This is a genomic window from uncultured Pseudokineococcus sp. (assembly GCF_947495735.1).
Taxonomy (GTDB): Bacteria; Actinomycetota; Actinomycetes; order Actinomycetales; family Quadrisphaeraceae; genus Pseudokineococcus.
In genome coordinates this window covers 36783-54082 of sequence record NZ_CANMAA010000007.1, presented here as the reverse complement: position 1 = coordinate 54082, position 17300 = coordinate 36783, and the positions used below count along the sequence as shown (strand labels likewise).

Below are 17300 nucleotides of genomic sequence, written 5' to 3'. Positions count from 1 at the left end.
TCGTGGAGCACGGGCGCAGGGCGAGGGACGGGCTGCTCGCGGGCGCCGGAGCCCCCGCGGAGGGGGGTCAGGTCGAGCGCGGGTCCTGGCTGGGGACCTGCGGGGGTGCGGACGGGGCGCGCGGGGCTCCGACGTCCTCGGGGGAGGGCTCGGTCGGCGCGCCCGTCGCGGCCTCCTCGGTCGCCGCTCGGGGGGCGAGCGCCTGCTCCGCCGGGGGCTCCTCGCCGCGGGCGGCGGCGCCGGGGCGCCGGGAGCGCGCCGAGCGCGCCCGGCCGGGGGCGGGGGCGGGGGCGGGGGCGGGGGCCCGTCGACCCGCCTCGCTGTCGTCCGGGCCGCTCGCGGCGCCGTCCTCGTCCGCGCCGCCTGCGGCGCCGCCCTCGGGCGCGTGGTCGTCGGACGGACGGGGCGCGGTGCCGGTGGCGCGGGGAGCGGTGCGACGCGGCGTCCGGCGGCGCGGCGGCGCGGGCTCGTCGCCGGGCGCGCCGCTCTCGTCCGCCGCGCCCGCGGGGGCCGAGGGGCGCTCGCCGCCCGGGGCGTCCGCGGCGGGGGAGGGGGCCGTCGGCGGCACCTCCGAGCGCGCGTTCTCGGCGCGGAAGGTCGTGTAGATCTCCAGGACCACCTCGCGCTGGCGCTCGGAGAGGTAGGGGTCGGCCAGCACCGCGGCGCGGACCTCCCCGCCGTCGCCCGGGCGCTCCTCGAGGATGCCGGCGCGCACGTAGAGCGCCTCGGCCGAGATGCGCAGGCCGCGGGCGATCTGCTGGAGGACCTCGGCGCTGGGACGGCGCAGGCCGCGCTCGACCTGGCTCAGGTAGGGGTTGCTGACACCGGCGGCCGCGGCGAGCTGCCGCAGGGACATCTGGGCCGACTCGCGCTGCTCGCGCAGGAAGCCGCCCAGGTCGCCCACCGCGCCGCCCAGCTCGCCGACCCGGCCCACGTCCACGCCCAGCACCTTGGTCATGGACCCATCGTGCGCCCGGGGTGCTTGCTCTGGCAAGCAGGCTGCGAGCACCCGCTCCCCGTCCGGGCGAGCACCTGCTCCCCGTCCGGGCGGACGTCAGCGGGTGTGCGCGCGCGCGTCCGCCTCGCGGCGCAGCAGGCGCAGGACCTCCAGGACGCGCCCGCGGTCGCCCGTCAGGCGCTGCTCGAGCGTGGACAGCAGCGCCGCGTGCTCCACCAGGTCGGCGTCCTCGAGGGAGCCGAGGTCGCTGAAGCGGATGTCGGCGAAGGCGCGCTCCGCGTCGCGGTGGTAGATGCCCGCGTTGCTCGGCACGACGGGCATGTCGCGCGCGTCGACCACCTCGCGGGCGGCGTCGTCCTGGTTGCCCCCGGCGCCGTCCGGCGCGGGGCTCAGCAGCGCGGCGACGAGGCCGGCGACGATCTCGTCGTCGCTGCGCTGGCCGAGGTCGGCGCTGCGCTCGGAGCGCTCCCGGCGAGCGCGCTCGGAGAGCAGGAGCGCGAGCCGGCCGTCGACGAGGCGGCGGGTGTAGGCGAGGTCGGCCTCCTCGGCGATCGCCAGGTCCCGGCGCTCGCGCAGCTCGGCGTCCGGCAGGTCGGCGAGGCCCTGGACGAAGGGCGGCGAGAGCACCCGGTCGATGCGCCGCGAGCCGCCCTCGCGGTACCCGGTGAGGGCCGCTCCCGGAGCGCTCGTCGTCCCCGGAGCCTGCCCGGTCGTCCCGCCGGTCGTCTGCCCGGTCATCTGCCCCACCTCGCCCGTCCTGCGCCGGGGTGGCCGGCGCAGCGCACGCCGACCACCAGTGCCGACCAGGGTATCGGCGGGTGTCGCCGCAGATGTCCTCGATGTGCGACGACGCGGGGCGACAGGGCCGGACGGGTGATCCCCCCGCGACGTCCGAGGGCGACGCCGGACGAGGGCGACGCCGGAGGAGCGCGGCGCCGGAGGAGGGCGGCGCCGGAGGAGGGCGGTGGGGCACGACGCCGTGCGGGACGACGGGCGCCGGCCCGCGCGGGAGGGGATGCTGAGCCGCATGCCCACGCTCTACCGCGTCGACGTCGTCCTGTCCTTCGCCGCCCCGGTGTCCCGGGAGGCGGTCGAGCAGCTGCGCAGCGACCTGGACCTGCCCGAGCCCGCCCTCGAGACGGGGCAGGAGGACCCCGCTGCGCGCGACGTGCGCGTCGACGAGGACGGCCGCGGGGCGGACCTGGTGCTGCTCGTGGAGGCCGAGACCGACGTCGCGGCCCGCGACGTCGTGCAGGACGCGGCCGGCGCCGCGCTCGTGCGGGCCGGCTGGGCCGAGGACGAGGCGCGCGTGGACCTCGTGCGCTCGACCGGCGCCTACGACCTGTAGCCCGGACCGGGCATCGGGCCCGCCCCGGGGGCGGGCTCAGCCCTGCCCGCCGCGACCGCGGCGGACCACCGGCCGCTGCGTCACAGGGGCGTCGGGGCGGCGGCGCCCCGACCCGCCCCGTGCGTGGCCAGCAGGGCCGCCGTCTCGTCGGCCGGCCGGGGGCGCCCGCAGTAGTAGCCCTGGGCCAGGGCGAAGCCGAGGTCGGCGACCGCGCGCATCTGCTCCGCGGACTCGACCCCCTCGGCGACGGCCTCGGCGCCCAGGGAGGAGGAGAGCGCGACGGCCGAGCCGAGCAGGGCCCGCCCGGCGGGGGTCAGCACCTCGGCGACGAGCGAGCGGTCGAGCTTCACGGCGGTGACCGGCAGGTGCAGGAGGTACTGCAGCGCGGCGTGGCCGACGCCGAAGTCGTCCACCGCGACGCCCAGCCCGAGCCGGCGCAGCCGCACCAGCCGCTCCGCCACCGCGCGCAGGTCGCGCAGCTCCTCCTGCTCGACGACCTCCAGGACGAGGTGCTCGGGCTCGACGCCGCTCGCGGCCAGGTCGGCGGTGACGCGCTCGACGAGGTCGGGGGACTCCAGGCTCTGCGCGGAGAGGTTGACCGCGACGTGCTCCGGCTCCACGCCGGCCGCCCGCCACCCCGCGAAGTCCTCCAGGGCCCGTCGGCGCGCGAGGTCGTCCAGGTCGCGCGCGCGCCCCTGCAGGCTCGCGGCCCACAGGAAGTCGTCCGGGGGCACGGGGCCGAGCTCGGGGTGCTCCCAGCGCACCAGCGCCTCGAGCGAGCGGACGGCGCCCGTCCGCGGGTCCACGAGCGGCTGGTAGTGGACGGCGATCTGCTCGACGCCGGCGAGCGCGGCGGCCAGGTCGCTGTCCAGGCGGCGCGCGCGCTCGTAGGCGCCGTCGCGGGCGACGTCGGCCTCGACGGGCACCCCGCGGTCGCGGGCCACGAGCAGCGACAGCTCGGCGTGCCGCAGCAGGGCCGAGACGATCTCCCGCGTGGACAGCCCGCCCGGGGAGACCTCCGCCCGCGGCGGCACCGTGAGGACGGCCGCGGTCGTGGAGGGCGCCCGGCCGCTCTCGCCGACGGGGGCGCCGAGCTGCGCCCGCACGGCGGCGACGAGCCCGAGCGGCGTCTCGTCGCGGCGGACGCGCGAGGCCGTGGGGGCGACCACGGCGAGCGTCTGCGGCCCCGTCCGGCAGACCACGGCGTCCGGCAGGCCCTCCGCCAGGTCGCGGACCCTGCGCACGAGCAGCTCGTCGGCGGCCTGGCGCCCCTGGCGGCGCGCGAGCACCGACACCTCGTCGAGCTCGACGACGACCAGGTGGACGGGCGCGGTGCCCTGGTGGATCTGGGCGCCCAGCAGGCGCTCGAGGGCGACGCGGCTGCCGGCGCGCGTGAGCGGGTCGGTCTCCAGCTGCTCCCGGTCGACCTCCGCCGAGAGCGTGAAGCTCGTCGTCATGAGCAGCACGGCGGCGAGGGCGGCGACGGCGACGACCGGGACGACGGCCGGCGGGGGCGGGGGCAGGACGCCCAGGGCGGCCAGGGCGACGGCCGCCAGCAGGCCGACGACGGCGGGGACCATGACGAGGACCTGCCGCCGCGGGGCGACGAGCGGGCTCACGACGTCGCCGAAGGCGGCCATGCTCGGGTGCCACGCGGCGGTCACGGCGAGGACGGCGGCCACCACCAGGGCGCTGGACCACGGGGACGCGCCGTCGTCGCCGGGGTCGATCCACATGCCCACGTGGTGGAGCTCGAGCGCGGCGAGGGAGCCGACCAGCGCGGCCACCGAGGCGGTGACGCGCGCCCGGGAGTGCAGGAGCGCCACGAGGTAGGCGAGCAGGACGAGGTCGCCCGCGGCCAGCAGCGCGGCCTGGAGCGCGGCCGGTCCGCCGACCAGGCCGCGGACCCACAGCGCGCCCGCCGCGCCCACGACGGCGATGGCGGCGACGTCGACCGCCAGCACCCACCCGCGGCGGCCCTCGGTGCCGAGCGCCAGGTGCGCGGAGGTGCCCAGGCAGAGGTAGACGACGAGCATCGCGGCCGAGGCCAGGGGGATCCAGGTCAGGAGGACGCCGAGCCACGCGGCCGACAGCGCGGCACCGGCGGCGGCGACGAGCAGCCACTGCGTCCGTCGCTGCGGGGCGAAGCGGCGCACGGCCAGGGCCACGAGCGGCCCGGACGGCAGCAGCACCGCGAGCACCACCCACCCGCGCACCGCGGCGGGGGACAGGAGCGTCGCGACCACGCCCAGGGCGCCGACGACCACCGCTGCCCCGGCGGGGGCACCCGGGCGCCGCGCCGCCGGCGCCGACCCCCCTGCGCCCATGGGGCCAGCGTAGGTCGCCGACCGCCCGGCGCGTGCGAGCTCCCCCGGGGCCCCGCCCCGCCGGCCCGTCCGGTGGCTCAGGGGGTGTTGGCCCGCAGGTCGTTGACGACGCCCTGGACGTCCCCGCGGTCGGACGCGGGCGACCAGAACTCGGCGTACAGGTGCGAGTCCAGCGCGGCCAGGTCGGACTCCTCGCGCTCCCCGGCCACCAGCAGGTGGCTCATCCGCAGCCGGTAGGAGTCCTCGCGGCCGGGGAGGGAGTCCTCGGCCGCGACGGTGGTCGGGTCGACCTCGAACCAGGTGGCCCCGGGCGCCAGGACGTCCTGCAGCGCCTCCCAGGCCTGCTGCCCGCAGGGGACCGGGCACGGCTGCAGCTGGACGGCGCCGCCGGACGCCCCGTCCGGGGAGGCGCAGTCGTAGCGGACGACGGGCGAGGGCAGGTCGGCGCGCTCGCACGACCACCCGGCGGGCACCCGGAAGGAGAACGGCAGGTCCTCGAGCGTGAGGGTCTCGGTGTCCTCGCCCGGTCCGAACGAGGGCCCGACGACGCCCGGGCCGAGCAGCAGCGGGGAGCCCTCCTCGCCCGGTGCCGGCTCGCCGTCCCCGGGCGTCGGGGCCCGGGGCGCCGTCGGCTCGGGGCTCGGCTGCGGGGATGGCTCGGGAGCGGGCCGGGAGCTGCTCGGGGCGGGCTCGGGCTCCTGCGCCGAGGGCTCGCAGGCGCCCGTGAGCAGCAGCACCACGGCGGCCAGCAGGAGCAGCCCCAGCAGGGCCGACAGCAGCCACGGGCGGCGGTCCCGGGCGGGAGCCCCGGTCGGGGGCGCGGGGACGGCGGCGGACGGCTCGGGCCTCGTCCCGCCCGACCAGTGCGGCGCGAAGGCGGGGCCGCGCGGCGGGTCCCCGGCGAGCCCGGGGGCCGCGAGCGGCGAGCGGGCCAGGTGCGCGGCTGAGCGGGCGTCGGAGGCCCTCGTCGCGGCCCACGGCCAGGGGCCCGCGAGCGAGGAGCCGAGCAGTCGCCCCTGCGCGCCGAGGTCGGCGACGGCGGCGCCGAAGCGGTCGCGCGCCGCGGCGTCGCCCGAGGGCCCCGACCCCAGCAGGACCACCCGGACGGGCGTGCCGTCGGGCGCGTGCGCCGCCAGGACCGCTGCGGCCTCGGCCGCGTCGGGCCGGGGGGCGCCCACGAGGTCCGGGCCCCGCCGGTCGAGAGCCCGGGTCGTGCCCTCGCCCGGGTCCAGGCGGCCCACGACGGCGTAGGGGCCCAGCCGCGCGGGGTCGCCGGGCTGGAGGGGGAGCACGTGGCCGGGGGCCGCGCCGCCGGGCCCCTGCTCGGCCGGGAGGTCCTCCGGGTGCTCGGCCCGGGCGCCGCCGGGAGCCGCGTCGCCCGGCTCCCCGCCGGACGGCGACCCGGCCGCTGCGTCGGGCTCCGCGCTCACGCGGGCCATGAGACCACAGCGCCGCGCCGCCCTCCCCGGCGCCGGCGCGGAGGGCGGCGCCGCCACCCCCGGGTGCCGCCCCGCCGAGGTGGTGCAATGGGCGGGTGCCGACCGCCGACCTCGACCCGACCGGGACCGCGCCGGCCAGCCCGACCGGCTCCGGCTCGACCGGCTCCACCTCGACCGGCTCCACCTCGACCGGCTCCACCTCGACCGGCTCCACCTCGACCGGCTCCGGCCCCGCCGCCGCTGGGCTGGCGGAGGCGGTCGCGGAGGCGCAGCGGGTCGTCGTCGGGCAGCGCGGCATGGTCGAGCGGCTCGCCGTGGCCGTCCTGGCCCGCGGCCACGTCCTGCTCGAGGGCGTCCCCGGCACGGCCAAGACGCTGGCGGCGCGCTCGTTCGCCACCGTCCTGGGGGGCAGCTTCACGCGCATCCAGTTCACGCCGGACCTGGTGCCCTCCGACATCGTGGGCACGCGCATCTGGTCGCCCGCCACGGAGCGCTTCAGCGTCGAGCTGGGGCCCGTCTTCACCCACGTCGTCCTCGCGGACGAGATCAACCGCGCGCCGGCGAAGGTGCAGGCCGCGATGCTCGAGCTGATGGGCGAGCGCCAGGTCTCCCTCGCGGGCCAGACCCACGCCGTGCCCGAGCCCTTCACCGTCATCGCCACGCAGAACCCCGTGGAGTCCGAGGGCGTGTACCCGCTGCCCGAGGCGCAGCGCGACCGCTTCCTGCTGCAGGTGGACGTGCCCCTGCCCGGCGCCGCCGACGAGGCGGAGATCCTGCGCCGGATGAGCGTCGAGCCCCCGCGCGCGCGGCAGGTGCTCGAGCCCGCGCGCGTCCTGGAGCTGCAGGCGGCCGCGGACGGCGTCTACGTGCACCCCCTCGTCAGCGACTACGTGGTGCGTCTGGTCATGGCGACGCGCGCGCCGGCCGCCTACGGGGCCCCCGACGTCGCGCCGCTGCTGGAGTCCGGCGCCAGCCCGCGCGCCTCGCTGGGCCTGCTCGCCGCCGCCCGCGCCCTGGCGCTCGTGCGCGGGCGCGACCACGTGCTGCCCGAGGACGTCCGCGAGCTGGCCGTCGAGGTCGTCGCGCACCGCCTCGTCCTGTCCCTCGACGCGCTGGCCGACGGCGTCGCCGCCCAGGAGGTCGTCGCCCGCCTCGTCGCCGCGGTGCCCCCTCCCGTCCCCGTCGGCGGTCCGCGCCGGTGAGCCCCCAGCTCCGGGGGGCGACGACCGGTGCGACGACGGGCGCCCCCGACGAGCGCGCAGCGGCCACCGCGGTCCTCGGCCGGGCCCGCGCGCTGCGCGGCCTCGAGCTCGCCGTCGTGCGCCGGCTCGAGGGCTTCCTGCGCGGGGAGCACCTCGGCGTGCGCACCGGCCCGGGCAGCGAGCCCGCCGACAGCCGCCCCTACCGCGCGGGCGAGGACGACGTCCGCCGGATGGACTGGCCGCTCACCGCCCGGACCGGCGAGCCGCACGTGCGCGAGGTCGTGGCCGACCGCGAGCTGGAGACGTGGGTGCTGGTGGACCTGTCGCCCTCGATGGCCTTCGGCACCGCGACCAGCGACAAGCGCCAGCTCGCGGTGACGGCCGCGGCCGTCGTCGGGCACCTGACGACGCGGCTCGGGGACCGGTTCGGCGCGTGGGTGCTGGACGAGGAGGGGGTCGTGCGCCGTCCCTCGCGCACGGGGCGGACGGCCCTGCACGCCGCCCTGCGCGAGCTGCTGGTCCGCTCCCTGGCCGAGCCCGCGCCCCTGCCCGAGCCGCCCCGTCGCGCCCGGCGCGGCGCGCCCGCCGCGCCGGGCGCCCCCGTCGTGGACCTCGCGGCCGCCGTCGAGCGGCTCGGCGCGGCCCACCGGCGCCGCGGGCTGCGCGTCGTCGTCTCGGACTTCCTCGACGGCGAGGGGCTCCCCGGGGGCCCGCCCCCGCCGTGGGAGCGGGCGCTGCGCCGCCTCGCCGCCCGTCACCAGGTGCTCGCGGTCGAGGTCGTCGACCGCCGCGAGTCCGAGCTGCCCGACGTCGGCGTCGTCGACCTCGTCGACCCCGAGACGGGCGAGGTCGTCGAGGTGGACACCGGCCGCGCCGAGGTCCGCTCGGCCTTCGCCGCCGCGGGCGCCGAGCACCGGGAGCGGGTCGCCGCCGCGCTGCGGCGGTGCGGCGCGGCGCACCTGCGCCTGGCCACCGACGAGGACTGGGTGGCCGCCACCGCGCGCTTCGTGCTGGCGCAGCGGCGGACCGCGCGCGCCGTCGACCGGATGGCGGGCCGGTCGTGAGCCGGGTGCTCGCCGCGGCGGACGGCGGTCCGCTCGACGGCCTGGTGACGGGCTTCCTCGCCCCCGAGCGCCTGTGGCTGCTGCTGCTCGTGCCGCTCCTCGTGGCCGCGCACGTGCTGGCCCAGCGGCGGCGCCGCAGCAACGCGCTGCGGTTCTCCGCGCTGCCGGTGCTCAGCGCGGTGGCGCCGCGCCGCGCTGCCTGGCGGCGCCACGTCGTCGCGGCCGGGCTGGTCGCCGGCGTGGGCGCCGCGGCCGTCGGGTTCGCGCGCCCGCTCGGCGAGGTGGAGGTGCCCCGCGAGCGCGCCACGGTCGTCCTCGCCGTCGACGTCTCGATCTCGATGCGCGCCACCGACGTCGAGCCCGACCGGCTCACGGCCGCCCAGCGCTCGGCGCTGGCCTTCGTCGAGGAGCTGCCGCCGCGCTTCAACGTCGGCCTCGTGGCCTTCGCCGGCGCCGGGCAGGTGCTCGTGCCGCCCACGACCGACCGCAGCCTCGTGGCCCGGGGCGTCGAGGGCCTCGAGCTCGCCTCCTACACCGGCATCGGCGAGGGTCTCTACACCGCCCTGTCCGCGGTCGAGCAGGCCCCGCCGGACCCCGACGACCCCACCGCCCCGGTCCCGGCCGCGGTCGTGCTGCTCTCGGACGGGGAGACGACCGTCGGCCGCACCAACGCCGACGCCGCCCGCGCGGCCGCCGAGGCGGGCGTGCCCGTCTCGACCATCGCCTTCGGCACCCCGGGCGGCGTCATCGTGCAGGAGGGCGTGCGCACGCCCGTGCCGGTCAACGAGCGCGAGCTCGCGGAGATCGCCGAGACGACCGGCGGCCAGGCGTACGAGGCCGAGTCGGCGGGCGAGCTCGACGAGGTGTACCAGGACATCGGCTCCTCCATCGGCACGGTGGTGGAGGAGGAGGAGACGACGGCGCGGTGGACGGGGCTCGCGCTCGCGCTCGTCGTCCTCTCCGCGCTCGGCTCGCTCATGTGGTTCGGGAGGATCTCGCAGTGACCGACCAGGACGACCTCGACGGCGCCCTGCGGCGCCCCGCGGCCGAGGCACCGGCGTCGCCGACGACGCCGGTGACGTCGTCGGCCCCGGTGACGCCGTCGGCCCCGGTGACGCCGTCCGGGGTGCCGCGCGTCGCGGGCCAGCCGCGCACGGCCGGCTGGAGGCGCCGGGTCATCGGCTCGGAGGAGCAGACCCGACCGGTCCTCATCGTGGACCGGCTGCGGGGCACGCCCTTCTCCTCCCCGTACCGGATGGCCGCGCCGGTCGACCCGCAGCGGTCGGTGGACCTGGTGCTCCGCCTGGCGGTCCTCCTGCTGCGCTCGGGGTCCGGCACCGCCGAGGTGGAGTCCAGCGTCGTCGCCGCCGCGGTCGCGCTGGGCCTGCAGGAGCAGCACCTCGACGTCGACCTCACGTACTCCTCGGTGACCGTCGCCTACGCGCCCGAGGGCGTGCTGCCGGTGGTGCGGCTGCAGGTGGTGCGCTCCGCCGGCACGGAGTACGCGCGCCTCAGCCAGGCCCACGCCCTCGTGCTGGACCTCGTCGAGGGGCGCCTGGACCGCAGCGACGTGGCCGTGCGGCTGGCCGAGGTGGAGAGCAGCCCGCGTCCCTACCGGCGATGGATGGTCCGCGTGGCCTGGGGCCTGCTCGCCGTCGCCGTCGTCGTCCGCTTCGGCGGCGGTCCGCTCGCGCTGTTCACGGGCTTCGGCCTCGCCGTGGCCGTGGACGCCGGGGCCCGGGCGATGTCGAGGGCGGGGGCCCCGGCCTTCTTCACGGTCGGGGCGGGCGCCTTCGTGGCGGGGGCGCTGTCGTCGGTGCTGACGCTGGTCGCCGACCTGCTGCCGCCCTCGCTCGCCGGCCAGGTGCCGCCCTCGGCGCTCGTCGTCGCCAGCGGCATCATCGTCCTGCTCCCGGGCGCCACCCTCGTGGCGGCGGTGGAGGACGCCCTGCGCAGCTTCCCCGTGACGGCGGCCGCGCGCCTCGTCACGGTCCTCATGACGGCGGCGGCCATCATCGCCGGCGTCGTGCTGTCGCTCGACCTGGCGCGACGGGCGGGCGTGCCCGGGGTGGACCCGCAGGCCGCGGCCGCCGCCGTCGGGGGCGCCCTGACGCCGTTCCCGGTGCTCCTGCTGTCCACCGCCCTCGGCGCCTCCGCGGCGGCCGTGGCCTACCGGACGCCGCCGCGGCTGCTGGCGGCCACGGCCGTCGCCGCGATGGCCGGCCAGGTGGCGCTGAGCCTGTCCGACGACGCGGCCGGGCCGCGGGCGGCCGGCACCCTCGTGGCGGCCATCACCATCGGCGCCGTGGGCCGGGTCGCCGCGCTCCGGCGCCGCGCGACGCCGCTGGCCGTCGTCGTCCCGGGCACGATCATGCTGCTGCCCGGCCTGACCATCTACACCTCGCTGGTGGAGTTCACGACCGGCACGGTCATCACGGGGCTGGTCCTGCTCGCGGAGGCGGGAGCCGTGGCCCTGGCGATCGGCGCGGGCGTCTCCCTCGGGGACTCCCTGGCGGCGCCCGTCGAGCGCGGCCTGGACCAGGTGGGTCGTCGCCGGCGGCAGGCGCCGCTCACCAGCTGAGCCCCCGCGGCCCGCGCCCGTCGCGCCGCCGCGGCCCTCGTCAGGGCCGGGCGCCGCGCCCGGCCCCGGGGGGCTCCCCGTCGGGGCCCTCGTCGGCGGCGCCCGTGGCGCCGGCGCCCGGTAGGCCGAGCTCGTCGTGGTGCGTCCGGCCGGTCACCGGCGTGCCGGTCAGGCGCGCCGCCTGGGCGATCTCGAAGCCGGCGATCGGCACGGTGAACAGCTGCAGCGCGATGGCCACGAGGAGGACGAGGACCGAGCCGGCCGTCGGCGCGAGGACCACGCCGCCCAGCAGCACGAGCACGAGCCCGAGGGCGGCCGCCTTGGTGCCGGCGTTGATGCGGGAGTAGACGTCCGGCAGGCGCACGAGCCCCAGGGCCGCCACCCCGACGAGCAGCGACCCCGCGAGCAGCAGCCCCTGGCCGAGGACGTCCGCGGCGACGGCGACGACCTCTCCCAGCGCGTCCCCGCTCACCGGCCCCTCCCGGCGACGAGGCGGGCGAGCACCACGGTCGTGAGGAAGCCCACGAGCGTGGCGACGAGGACGAGGTCCAGCAGCGCCGGCGTGCGCGCGCGCACCGCCAGGAGCGCGATGGAGCACACGACGACGATGAAGCCGAGGTCGACGGCGAGCACCCGGTCGGCGTCGCTGGGGCCCACGACGACGCGCCAGGCGGCCACCGCCAGGGACAGGGCCATGACCACGAGGGCCGTCTCGACGACCATCAGTCCTCCTCGGTCCGGGCGGGGTCGGTCCGGGCGGAGTCGTTCCGGGCGGGGTGGTTCCGGGCGGGACGGGCCGGCTCGGTCCGGACCGCTCCGCTCCGGTCCGGGTCGGCCGGGGGCGGTCCGTCCGGGGCCCTGGGGTCCTGGTCGCGGCCGCTCTCGTCGGGCTCCGGCGGGAGGGGGTCGGGGTGGCGGCGCAGGGCGCGCAGGAGGCGCGCCTCGAGATCGCGCAGCTCCGCGCGCGCCTGCCCGGCGTCCGCCGCGTGCATGACGTGGACCCCGACGCGCGCCCCGCCGCCCCGCTCCCGCTGGTCGTCGCTGCTCAGGACGAGGGTGCCCGGGGTGAGCCCGACGAGCGCGATGTAGGAGGCGACCTCGACGTCGGTGCGGCACCGCAGCAGGAGGTCCAGGACCGCCGGGGCCACGTCGGTGCCGGGGGAGACGACCTCGCGGGTGACCACGAGGTTGGAGCTCAGGAAGCGGCCCAGGTACCAGGCGGTGAAGGCGACGAGCCGCCCGAGCTGCCGCAGGACGCTCACGGGGCGCCGCCCGTCACCGCGGCCACCCACGCCGAGGGGTCGGCCAGCCCCTGCGCGGCCGCCGCGCCCACGACGAGCAGCGCCTCGCCCCCGACGCCGGCCACGAGGGCCAGCGCCCCCAGCACGAGCGGGGGTCCGACGAGCGCGACCCGCTCGCGGTGGCCGCCGCGGCCGCCGGCGACGTCGGAGCCCGCGGCGTCCGACCCGGACCCGTCGGCTCCCGGCGCCCGGGCGCTCCCGGGGCCGGGGCCCGAGCCGGCTCCGGCGTCGGGGCCGGCGTCCGGCCTCCCGGCCCCGGCCCGGCCCGCGGGCGCCTGCGGCGTGACGCCGGCCGTGCGGCCCGGGTCGGCGTCGTCGGCGGCGCCGGACCCGCTCGGCGCCATGGCGAGCGCCGGGGCGGCCTCCGCGGGGCCCCAGAAGACGCGGTCCCACAGCTTGAGCATCGAGACGAGCGTGAGCAGGCTGACCGCCACCAGCACCGCCGCGGTGACCCACCGCCCGTCCTCGCCGGCCGCGGTCACCAGCCCGAGCTTGCCGACGAAGCCGGAGGTCGGCGGCAGCCCCACGAGCGCCGCGGCCGAGAGCGCGAAGGCGGCGGCGAGCACGGGCTCGCGGTGGGCGAGGGACCCGAGGTCGTCGAGGCGACCGGTGCCGTAGCGCGTCTCGAGCGCCCCGGCGACCATCAGCAGGGCCGCCTTGACCAGGACGTACTGCACGAGGAAGACCACGACCGCCGCCGTGCCCGCCGTCGTGGCCAGGCCCAGGCCGGTGAGCAGGTAGCCCACCTGGCTGACCATGTGCGCCACGAGGACGGCGGTGACGTCGTGCTCGCCGACCGCCAGGAGCACGCCGACGACCGCGGTGACGAGCCCGACGACGAGCACGACCGCGGGCACGGCGGAGCCCTCCGGGACGAGCAGCGCGTCCAGGCGCACCAGCACGACGACGCCGGTCTTGGTGAGCAGGCCGGAGAAGATGGCCACCACCGCCGGGCCGGCGACCGCGTAGGAGCGCGAGAGCCACCCGTGCAGGGGGACGGCGGCGCACTTGGCGCCCATGGACAGCAGCAGGAGCCACACCGCGGCCTGGCGGGCGGGCGTCGGCTCGCCCTGCGCGAGCTCGCCGAGGGCGACGGTCCCCGTCGCCGCGTAGACGAGGCCCACGCCGACGAGGAAGACGGTCGAGGCGAGCAGGTTCACCGACACGTAGAGCCGCGCCGCCGCCAGCCGCCGCTTCGTGCGCCGCCGGCCGAGCAGCAGCAGCACGTAGCTGGGCACGAGCATCAGCTCGACGAAGACGAAGAGGTTGAACAGGTCCGCCGTGAGCAGCGCGCCGTGCACGCCGGCGGCCATGACGAGCACGAGGGGGACGAGCGCCGGCGCCCGGTCCTCGCCCGTGCCGCGGGCGTGCACGAGCCCGGCCAGCACGACGAGCGAGACGGCCAGCAGCACCGCGGAGGAGAACACGTCCGCGGCCAGCGCGATGGCGATGCCCGGCGCCCACCCGCCCACCCGCACCGCCGGCACCTCGCCGCCGAGGGTGGTCGCCAGCAGGGCGCCGGCGACGACGCCGACCGCGCCGGTCGTCACGACGCCGGCCCAGCGCGCCAGCGCCGGCGACCCGCCGCGCGTGGCCCCGCGCACCAGGACCAGGGCCCCGGCGACGAGCAGGGGCAGCACGACGGGCAGGACGACGAGCACCTCGCCGCTCACGACGCGCCCGTCCCGTCGTCGCCCGGGGCGGGCGTGCCCGCCTCGTCCGCGGCGACCTCGCGGGCCCTCGACGGGCCGTCGGCGCCCTGCTCGGCGCGGCGGCTGCGCGCGCGGCGCTCCTGCTCGACCTCCACGTCGGCGTCCTCCTCGTCGTCCTCGGCGGCGGACTCCTCGGCGCGCAGGACGCCCAGGAGGTGCACGGTGATGGCGAAGGCGATGACCACGGCCGTCAGCACGAAGGCCTGCGGCAGCGGGTCGCCGAGCGGGACGTCCTCCGGCCCCTGGCCGAGCAGGGGCACGCCGCGCCGGTCGCCGCCGCCCGAGGCGAGCACGAGGACGGTGCCCACGTGGCCCAGCAGCACGAAGCCGATGACGAGCCTCAGCGGCCCGCGCTGGAGGACGAGGGCGGTCCCGCCGGCGGCGAGGACGGCGACGAGCAGCGCGGTGGTCACCTCGGGGCCCCCTCGCCGGCCGGCTCGGGCGCCGGCGCCTCGCCGGACGGGCCGGGCGCCGTCGCCGCCCGCTGGTGCCGCGCCCCGTCGACCTTCGGCGCCCCGGCGTCCAGCGAGCTGACGGCGGCCACCGCGAGCCCGAGGACGAGCAGGTAGACGCCGACGTCGAAGAGCAGCGCGGACGTGACGCCCAGCGCGCTGAGCAGCGGCGGGTCGAAGGGCTCGAAGAGCGCGCCGCCGCCCAGGACCGGCACCAGCGCGGTGGTGACCGCGACGAGGAGGCCGGCGCCGACGAGGGTGCTGGGCCGCATGACCCGCGGGGTGCGGGCCAGGGGCGAGCGCCCGCCGGCGAGGTGGCCGAGACCCACCGCGGTGCCGGTCACGAGGGCGGCGATGAACCCGCCGCCCGGCTGGTCGTGGCCCCGCCACAGCAGGAACGCCGACAGGGCGAGCATGAGCGGCACGAGCAGGCGGGTGCCGACGCGCAGGACCAGGTCCTCGGTCACGGGGTCGGGGCCGGGCGGGCCGGCGCGGCGTCCGGCGGGCCCGCGCCCGAGCACGACGAGCCCGACGGCGACGACCCCCACGACGACCGACTCGAGGAGGGTGTCCAGGCCGCGGAGGTCGACGAGCACGACGTTGACGACGTTCAGCCCGCCCGTGAGCTCCTCCGCCCGGGCCAGGACGGTGGCGCCGGTGTCGGACAGCTCCCGCCGTCCCGTGAGCGCGTAGGTGCCGGCCCCCGCCGCGAGCCCGACGCCGAGGGCCAGCGCGGCCGTGGGGACGGCGCGGCGCGGCGGGGTCCGCGGCAGCCGGCGCGGGGAGCCGCGCAGGACGAGGACGACGACCACGGCGGTCAGCACCTCGACGAGCAGCAGCGTCATGGCGACGTCGAGCGCCCCCTGCAGCAGCAGCCACAGCGTGACGAGCAGGCCGACCAGCCCGGTCACCGCGACGAGGACGAGCGAGGAGCGCACGACCACCGCGACCGCGACGACGGCGGCCACGAGCGCGAGGACGGCCCAGCCCACGGGGTCGTCGAGCGCCACGCGCGCCGGCTGGGGGCCGAGGACGGCCGCGCCCACCCCGGCGAGCACCACGAGTGCGACGAGCAGGCGGGCGAGCTGCGCCGGCGCGCCGCCGGCCCGGTCGGGCGCCCCGACCGCGTCGCCCAGGCGGACGAGCCCGGAGTGCGCGCGCTCGAAGGCGTCGGCCGCGGACGGCAGCCGGGGCCGCTGGAGCAGGCGGTCCACGTCGTCGCGCCGCCAGAAGAGCAGGACCCCGAGCGCGAGCGTCAGCGCCGAGAGCCCGAGCTGGGGGGTCAGGCCGTGCCAGAGGTAGACCTCCGGCGGCTCCTCTCCGGGCAGGGCGTCCGCCGTCGCGGCCGCCACCAGGGGGGACAGCCACGACACGGCCGGACCGAGCACGAGGCCGGCGAGCGCCGCCACGGCCGCGGGGGCGACGAAGAGGCGGGCGGGCTCGTGCAGGCCGGGGTGCGAGAGCTCCCCGCCGCCGAAGGCGCCGTGGGCCACGCGCGCCGCGTAGGCGAAGGTCAGGGCTGAGGCGGCCACGGCCGCGCCGACCGCCAGCGGCCCGGCCCACGCGGCGGGCCCGGCGGTCAGGTAGCCCTCGAAGAGGTACTCCTTGCTGACGAAGCCGAGCAGGGGCGGCACGCCCCCGAGGGACAGGGCGGCCACGCCCGTGGCGGCCGCCGTCCAGGGCATGACCTTCCGCAGGCCGGCGAGGTCGCGGACGTCGCGCTGCCCCGTCTCGTGGTCGACGATCCCGACGAGCATGAAGAGCGTGGCCTTGAAGAGGGCGTGGGCGACCGTGTGCAGGAGCGCCGCGGCGAGGGCCTCGGGCGTGCCCACCCCGACGGCCGCCACGAGCAGGCCGAGCTGGCTCACCGTCGAGTAGGCGAGCACGCCCTTGAGGTCGTGGTCGCGCAGGGCCAGCAGGGCGCCGCCGAGGGCGGTGGTGAGGCCGAGGGTGACGAGCACGGCCGTCCAGGCTGGCTCGCCGGCGAAGACGCTGCTGGTGCGCACCAGCAGGTAGATGCCGGCCTTGACCATCGTCGCGGCGTGCAGGTAGGCGCTGACGGGCGTCATGGCGACCATGGCGCCGGGCAGCCAGAAGTGCACGGGCAGCTGCGCCGACTTGGTGGCGGCGGCCACGACGACGAGGGCGGCCACCGGGAGGGCCAGGGGCGAGCCGAGCAGGCGCTCGGGCTGCGCGGTCAGCTCCGAGACGCTCGTCGTGCCGGTCGCCGCGGCGACGAGGACGACGGCCAGCAGGAGGCAGAGCCCGCCCGCCACGGTGACGAGCAGGGCCTGCCGCCCGGCCGCCGTCGCGTCCGCCCCGGCGGTCGAGATCAGGAGGAAGGAGCACAGCGTCGTGAGCTCCCAGCAGAGGTAGAGGAGCACCAGGTCGTCGGCGAGGACGAGACCCGTCATGGACGCCGCGAACAGCACGAGGAGGGCGGGCACCGGCCCGCGCGCCTCCTCGTCGTCGAGGTAGCGCGCGCAGTAGACGAGCACGAGCACGCCCACCAGCAGGGCGACGAGCACGAAGACCAGGGCGACGGCGTCCAGGCGCAGCGCCGCGCTGACCCCGAGCGACGGCAGCCAGGGCGCGGAGACGACCACGTCCCGCCCGGCCACGACGCCGGGCGCGAGCGCGAGCGCGAGCGCGGAGGCGGCCGCGAGGCCCCCGGCGAGGACCAGGCAGGAGCTGCGGCCCAGGGCCCGGCCCAGGACCGGGGCCGCCGCGGCGAGCGCGACGAGGCCGGCGAGCAGGACGACCAGGGGCATCAGGCGGCGGCCGTCCGCGCCGTCGCCGCGGGCGCGGGCGCTGTCGGCGCGGGGCCGGTGGGCGGCGTGGTCACAGCGGGGTCCCGTCTCTGCTGGGTCGAGCGGCGGGCGGGGAGCTGGCGCCGACGCGCCCCCAGGGTGCCCG

Annotated in this window: 14 protein-coding genes and 1 pseudogene; 5 read left to right on the top strand and 10 right to left on the bottom strand. The window is 79.0% G+C overall.

Features of this window, described 5'->3' with window-relative positions; genetic code table 11:
• Positions 1–67: 67 nt before the first annotated feature.
• Positions 68–958, bottom strand: a complete 891-nt coding sequence (locus Q0848_RS11125) for a helix-turn-helix domain-containing protein (RefSeq protein ID WP_299037524.1) — start codon at positions 956–958, stop codon at positions 68–70.
• A gap of 96 nt (positions 959–1054) precedes the next feature.
• Positions 1055–1696, bottom strand: coding sequence for a hypothetical protein (locus Q0848_RS11120; protein WP_299037523.1), 642 nt, complete (start codon positions 1694–1696; stop codon positions 1055–1057).
• Between the two features lie 289 nt (positions 1697–1985).
• Between Q0848_RS11120 and Q0848_RS11115 the strand changes: the two genes are divergently transcribed.
• Entirely contained in the window at positions 1986–2306 is a 321-nt protein-coding gene (locus Q0848_RS11115; protein ID WP_299037521.1) for a hypothetical protein, read from the top strand.
• 80 nt (positions 2307–2386) lie between these two features.
• Here the strand turns inward: Q0848_RS11115 and Q0848_RS11110 are convergent, their stop codons facing one another.
• Entirely contained in the window at positions 2387–4633 is a 2247-nt protein-coding gene (locus Q0848_RS11110) for a GGDEF domain-containing phosphodiesterase (RefSeq protein WP_299037519.1), read from the bottom strand.
• Positions 4634–4710: 77 nt separating this feature from the next.
• Positions 4711–6063, bottom strand: coding sequence for a hypothetical protein (locus Q0848_RS11105; RefSeq protein WP_299037517.1), 1353 nt, complete (start codon positions 6061–6063; stop codon positions 4711–4713).
• Between the two features lie 242 nt (positions 6064–6305).
• Between Q0848_RS11105 and Q0848_RS11100 the strand changes: the two are divergent.
• The 4 genes and pseudogenes from Q0848_RS11100 to Q0848_RS11085 all read left to right on the top strand — a co-directional run.
• A pseudogene (locus Q0848_RS11100) lies at positions 6306–7274 on the top strand (AAA family ATPase); the annotation flags it as partial.
• Positions 7271–8338: a DUF58 domain-containing protein gene (locus tag Q0848_RS11095; protein ID WP_299037514.1), complete on the top strand. Its 1068-nt coding sequence runs from the start codon at positions 7271–7273 to the stop codon at positions 8336–8338. The pseudogene Q0848_RS11100 and the gene Q0848_RS11095, both read left to right, overlap by 4 nt.
• A complete protein-coding gene (locus Q0848_RS11090; RefSeq protein ID WP_299037512.1) occupies positions 8335–9342 on the top strand; it encodes a VWA domain-containing protein in 1008 nt (335 codons plus the stop codon). The genes Q0848_RS11095 and Q0848_RS11090 overlap by 4 nt, the downstream gene beginning before the upstream one ends.
• Positions 9339–10919, top strand: a complete 1581-nt coding sequence (locus Q0848_RS11085; protein WP_299037511.1) for a threonine/serine exporter ThrE family protein — start codon at positions 9339–9341, stop codon at positions 10917–10919. Before Q0848_RS11090 ends, Q0848_RS11085 begins: the two co-directional genes overlap by 4 nt.
• Positions 10920–10959: 40 nt before the next feature.
• On the opposite strand, the gene Q0848_RS11080 is transcribed toward Q0848_RS11085, so the two are convergent.
• From Q0848_RS11080 to mbhE, 6 genes are read right to left on the bottom strand one after another with little or no spacing between them, the layout of a single operon-like run.
• Positions 10960–11391, bottom strand: a complete 432-nt coding sequence (locus Q0848_RS11080; RefSeq protein WP_299037509.1) for a monovalent cation/H(+) antiporter subunit G — start codon at positions 11389–11391, stop codon at positions 10960–10962.
• A complete protein-coding gene (locus Q0848_RS11075) occupies positions 11388–11645 on the bottom strand; it encodes a monovalent cation/H+ antiporter complex subunit F (RefSeq protein ID WP_366146559.1) in 258 nt (85 codons plus the stop codon). The genes Q0848_RS11080 and Q0848_RS11075 overlap by 4 nt, the downstream gene beginning before the upstream one ends.
• On the bottom strand, positions 11642–12181 hold the full coding sequence (locus Q0848_RS11070; RefSeq protein WP_299037505.1) for a Na+/H+ antiporter subunit E: 540 nt from the start codon (positions 12179–12181) through the stop codon (positions 11642–11644). The genes Q0848_RS11075 and Q0848_RS11070 overlap by 4 nt, the downstream gene beginning before the upstream one ends.
• The gene (locus tag Q0848_RS11065; protein WP_299037503.1) at positions 12178–13893 is read right to left on the bottom strand and encodes a proton-conducting transporter membrane subunit; all 1716 of its coding nucleotides are present in this window, start codon (positions 13891–13893) and stop codon (positions 12178–12180) included. Before Q0848_RS11065 ends, Q0848_RS11070 begins: the two co-directional genes overlap by 4 nt.
• On the bottom strand, positions 13890–14345 hold the full coding sequence (locus Q0848_RS11060) for a sodium:proton antiporter (RefSeq protein WP_299037501.1): 456 nt from the start codon (positions 14343–14345) through the stop codon (positions 13890–13892). The genes Q0848_RS11065 and Q0848_RS11060 overlap by 4 nt, the downstream gene beginning before the upstream one ends.
• Positions 14342–17155: a hydrogen gas-evolving membrane-bound hydrogenase subunit E gene (mbhE, locus tag Q0848_RS11055; RefSeq protein WP_299037499.1), complete on the bottom strand. Its 2814-nt coding sequence runs from the start codon at positions 17153–17155 to the stop codon at positions 14342–14344. Before mbhE ends, Q0848_RS11060 begins: the two co-directional genes overlap by 4 nt.
• Positions 17156–17300 lie beyond the last annotated feature (145 nt).

Coding starts and splice junctions, on each gene's coding strand:
- Q0848_RS11125 (WP_299037524.1), bottom strand. CDS start 958: ATGACCAAGGTGCTGGGCGTGGACGTGGGCCGGGTCGGCGAGCTGGGC.
- Q0848_RS11120 (WP_299037523.1), bottom strand. CDS start 1,696: ATGACCGGGCAGACGACCGGCGGGACGACCGGGCAGGCTCCGGGGACG.
- Q0848_RS11115 (WP_299037521.1), top strand. CDS start 1,986: ATGCCCACGCTCTACCGCGTCGACGTCGTCCTGTCCTTCGCCGCCCCG.
- Q0848_RS11110 (WP_299037519.1), bottom strand. CDS start 4,633: ATGGGCGCAGGGGGGTCGGCGCCGGCGGCGCGGCGCCCGGGTGCCCCC.
- mbhE (WP_299037499.1), bottom strand. CDS start 17,155: ATGCCCCTGGTCGTCCTGCTCGCCGGCCTCGTCGCGCTCGCCGCGGCG.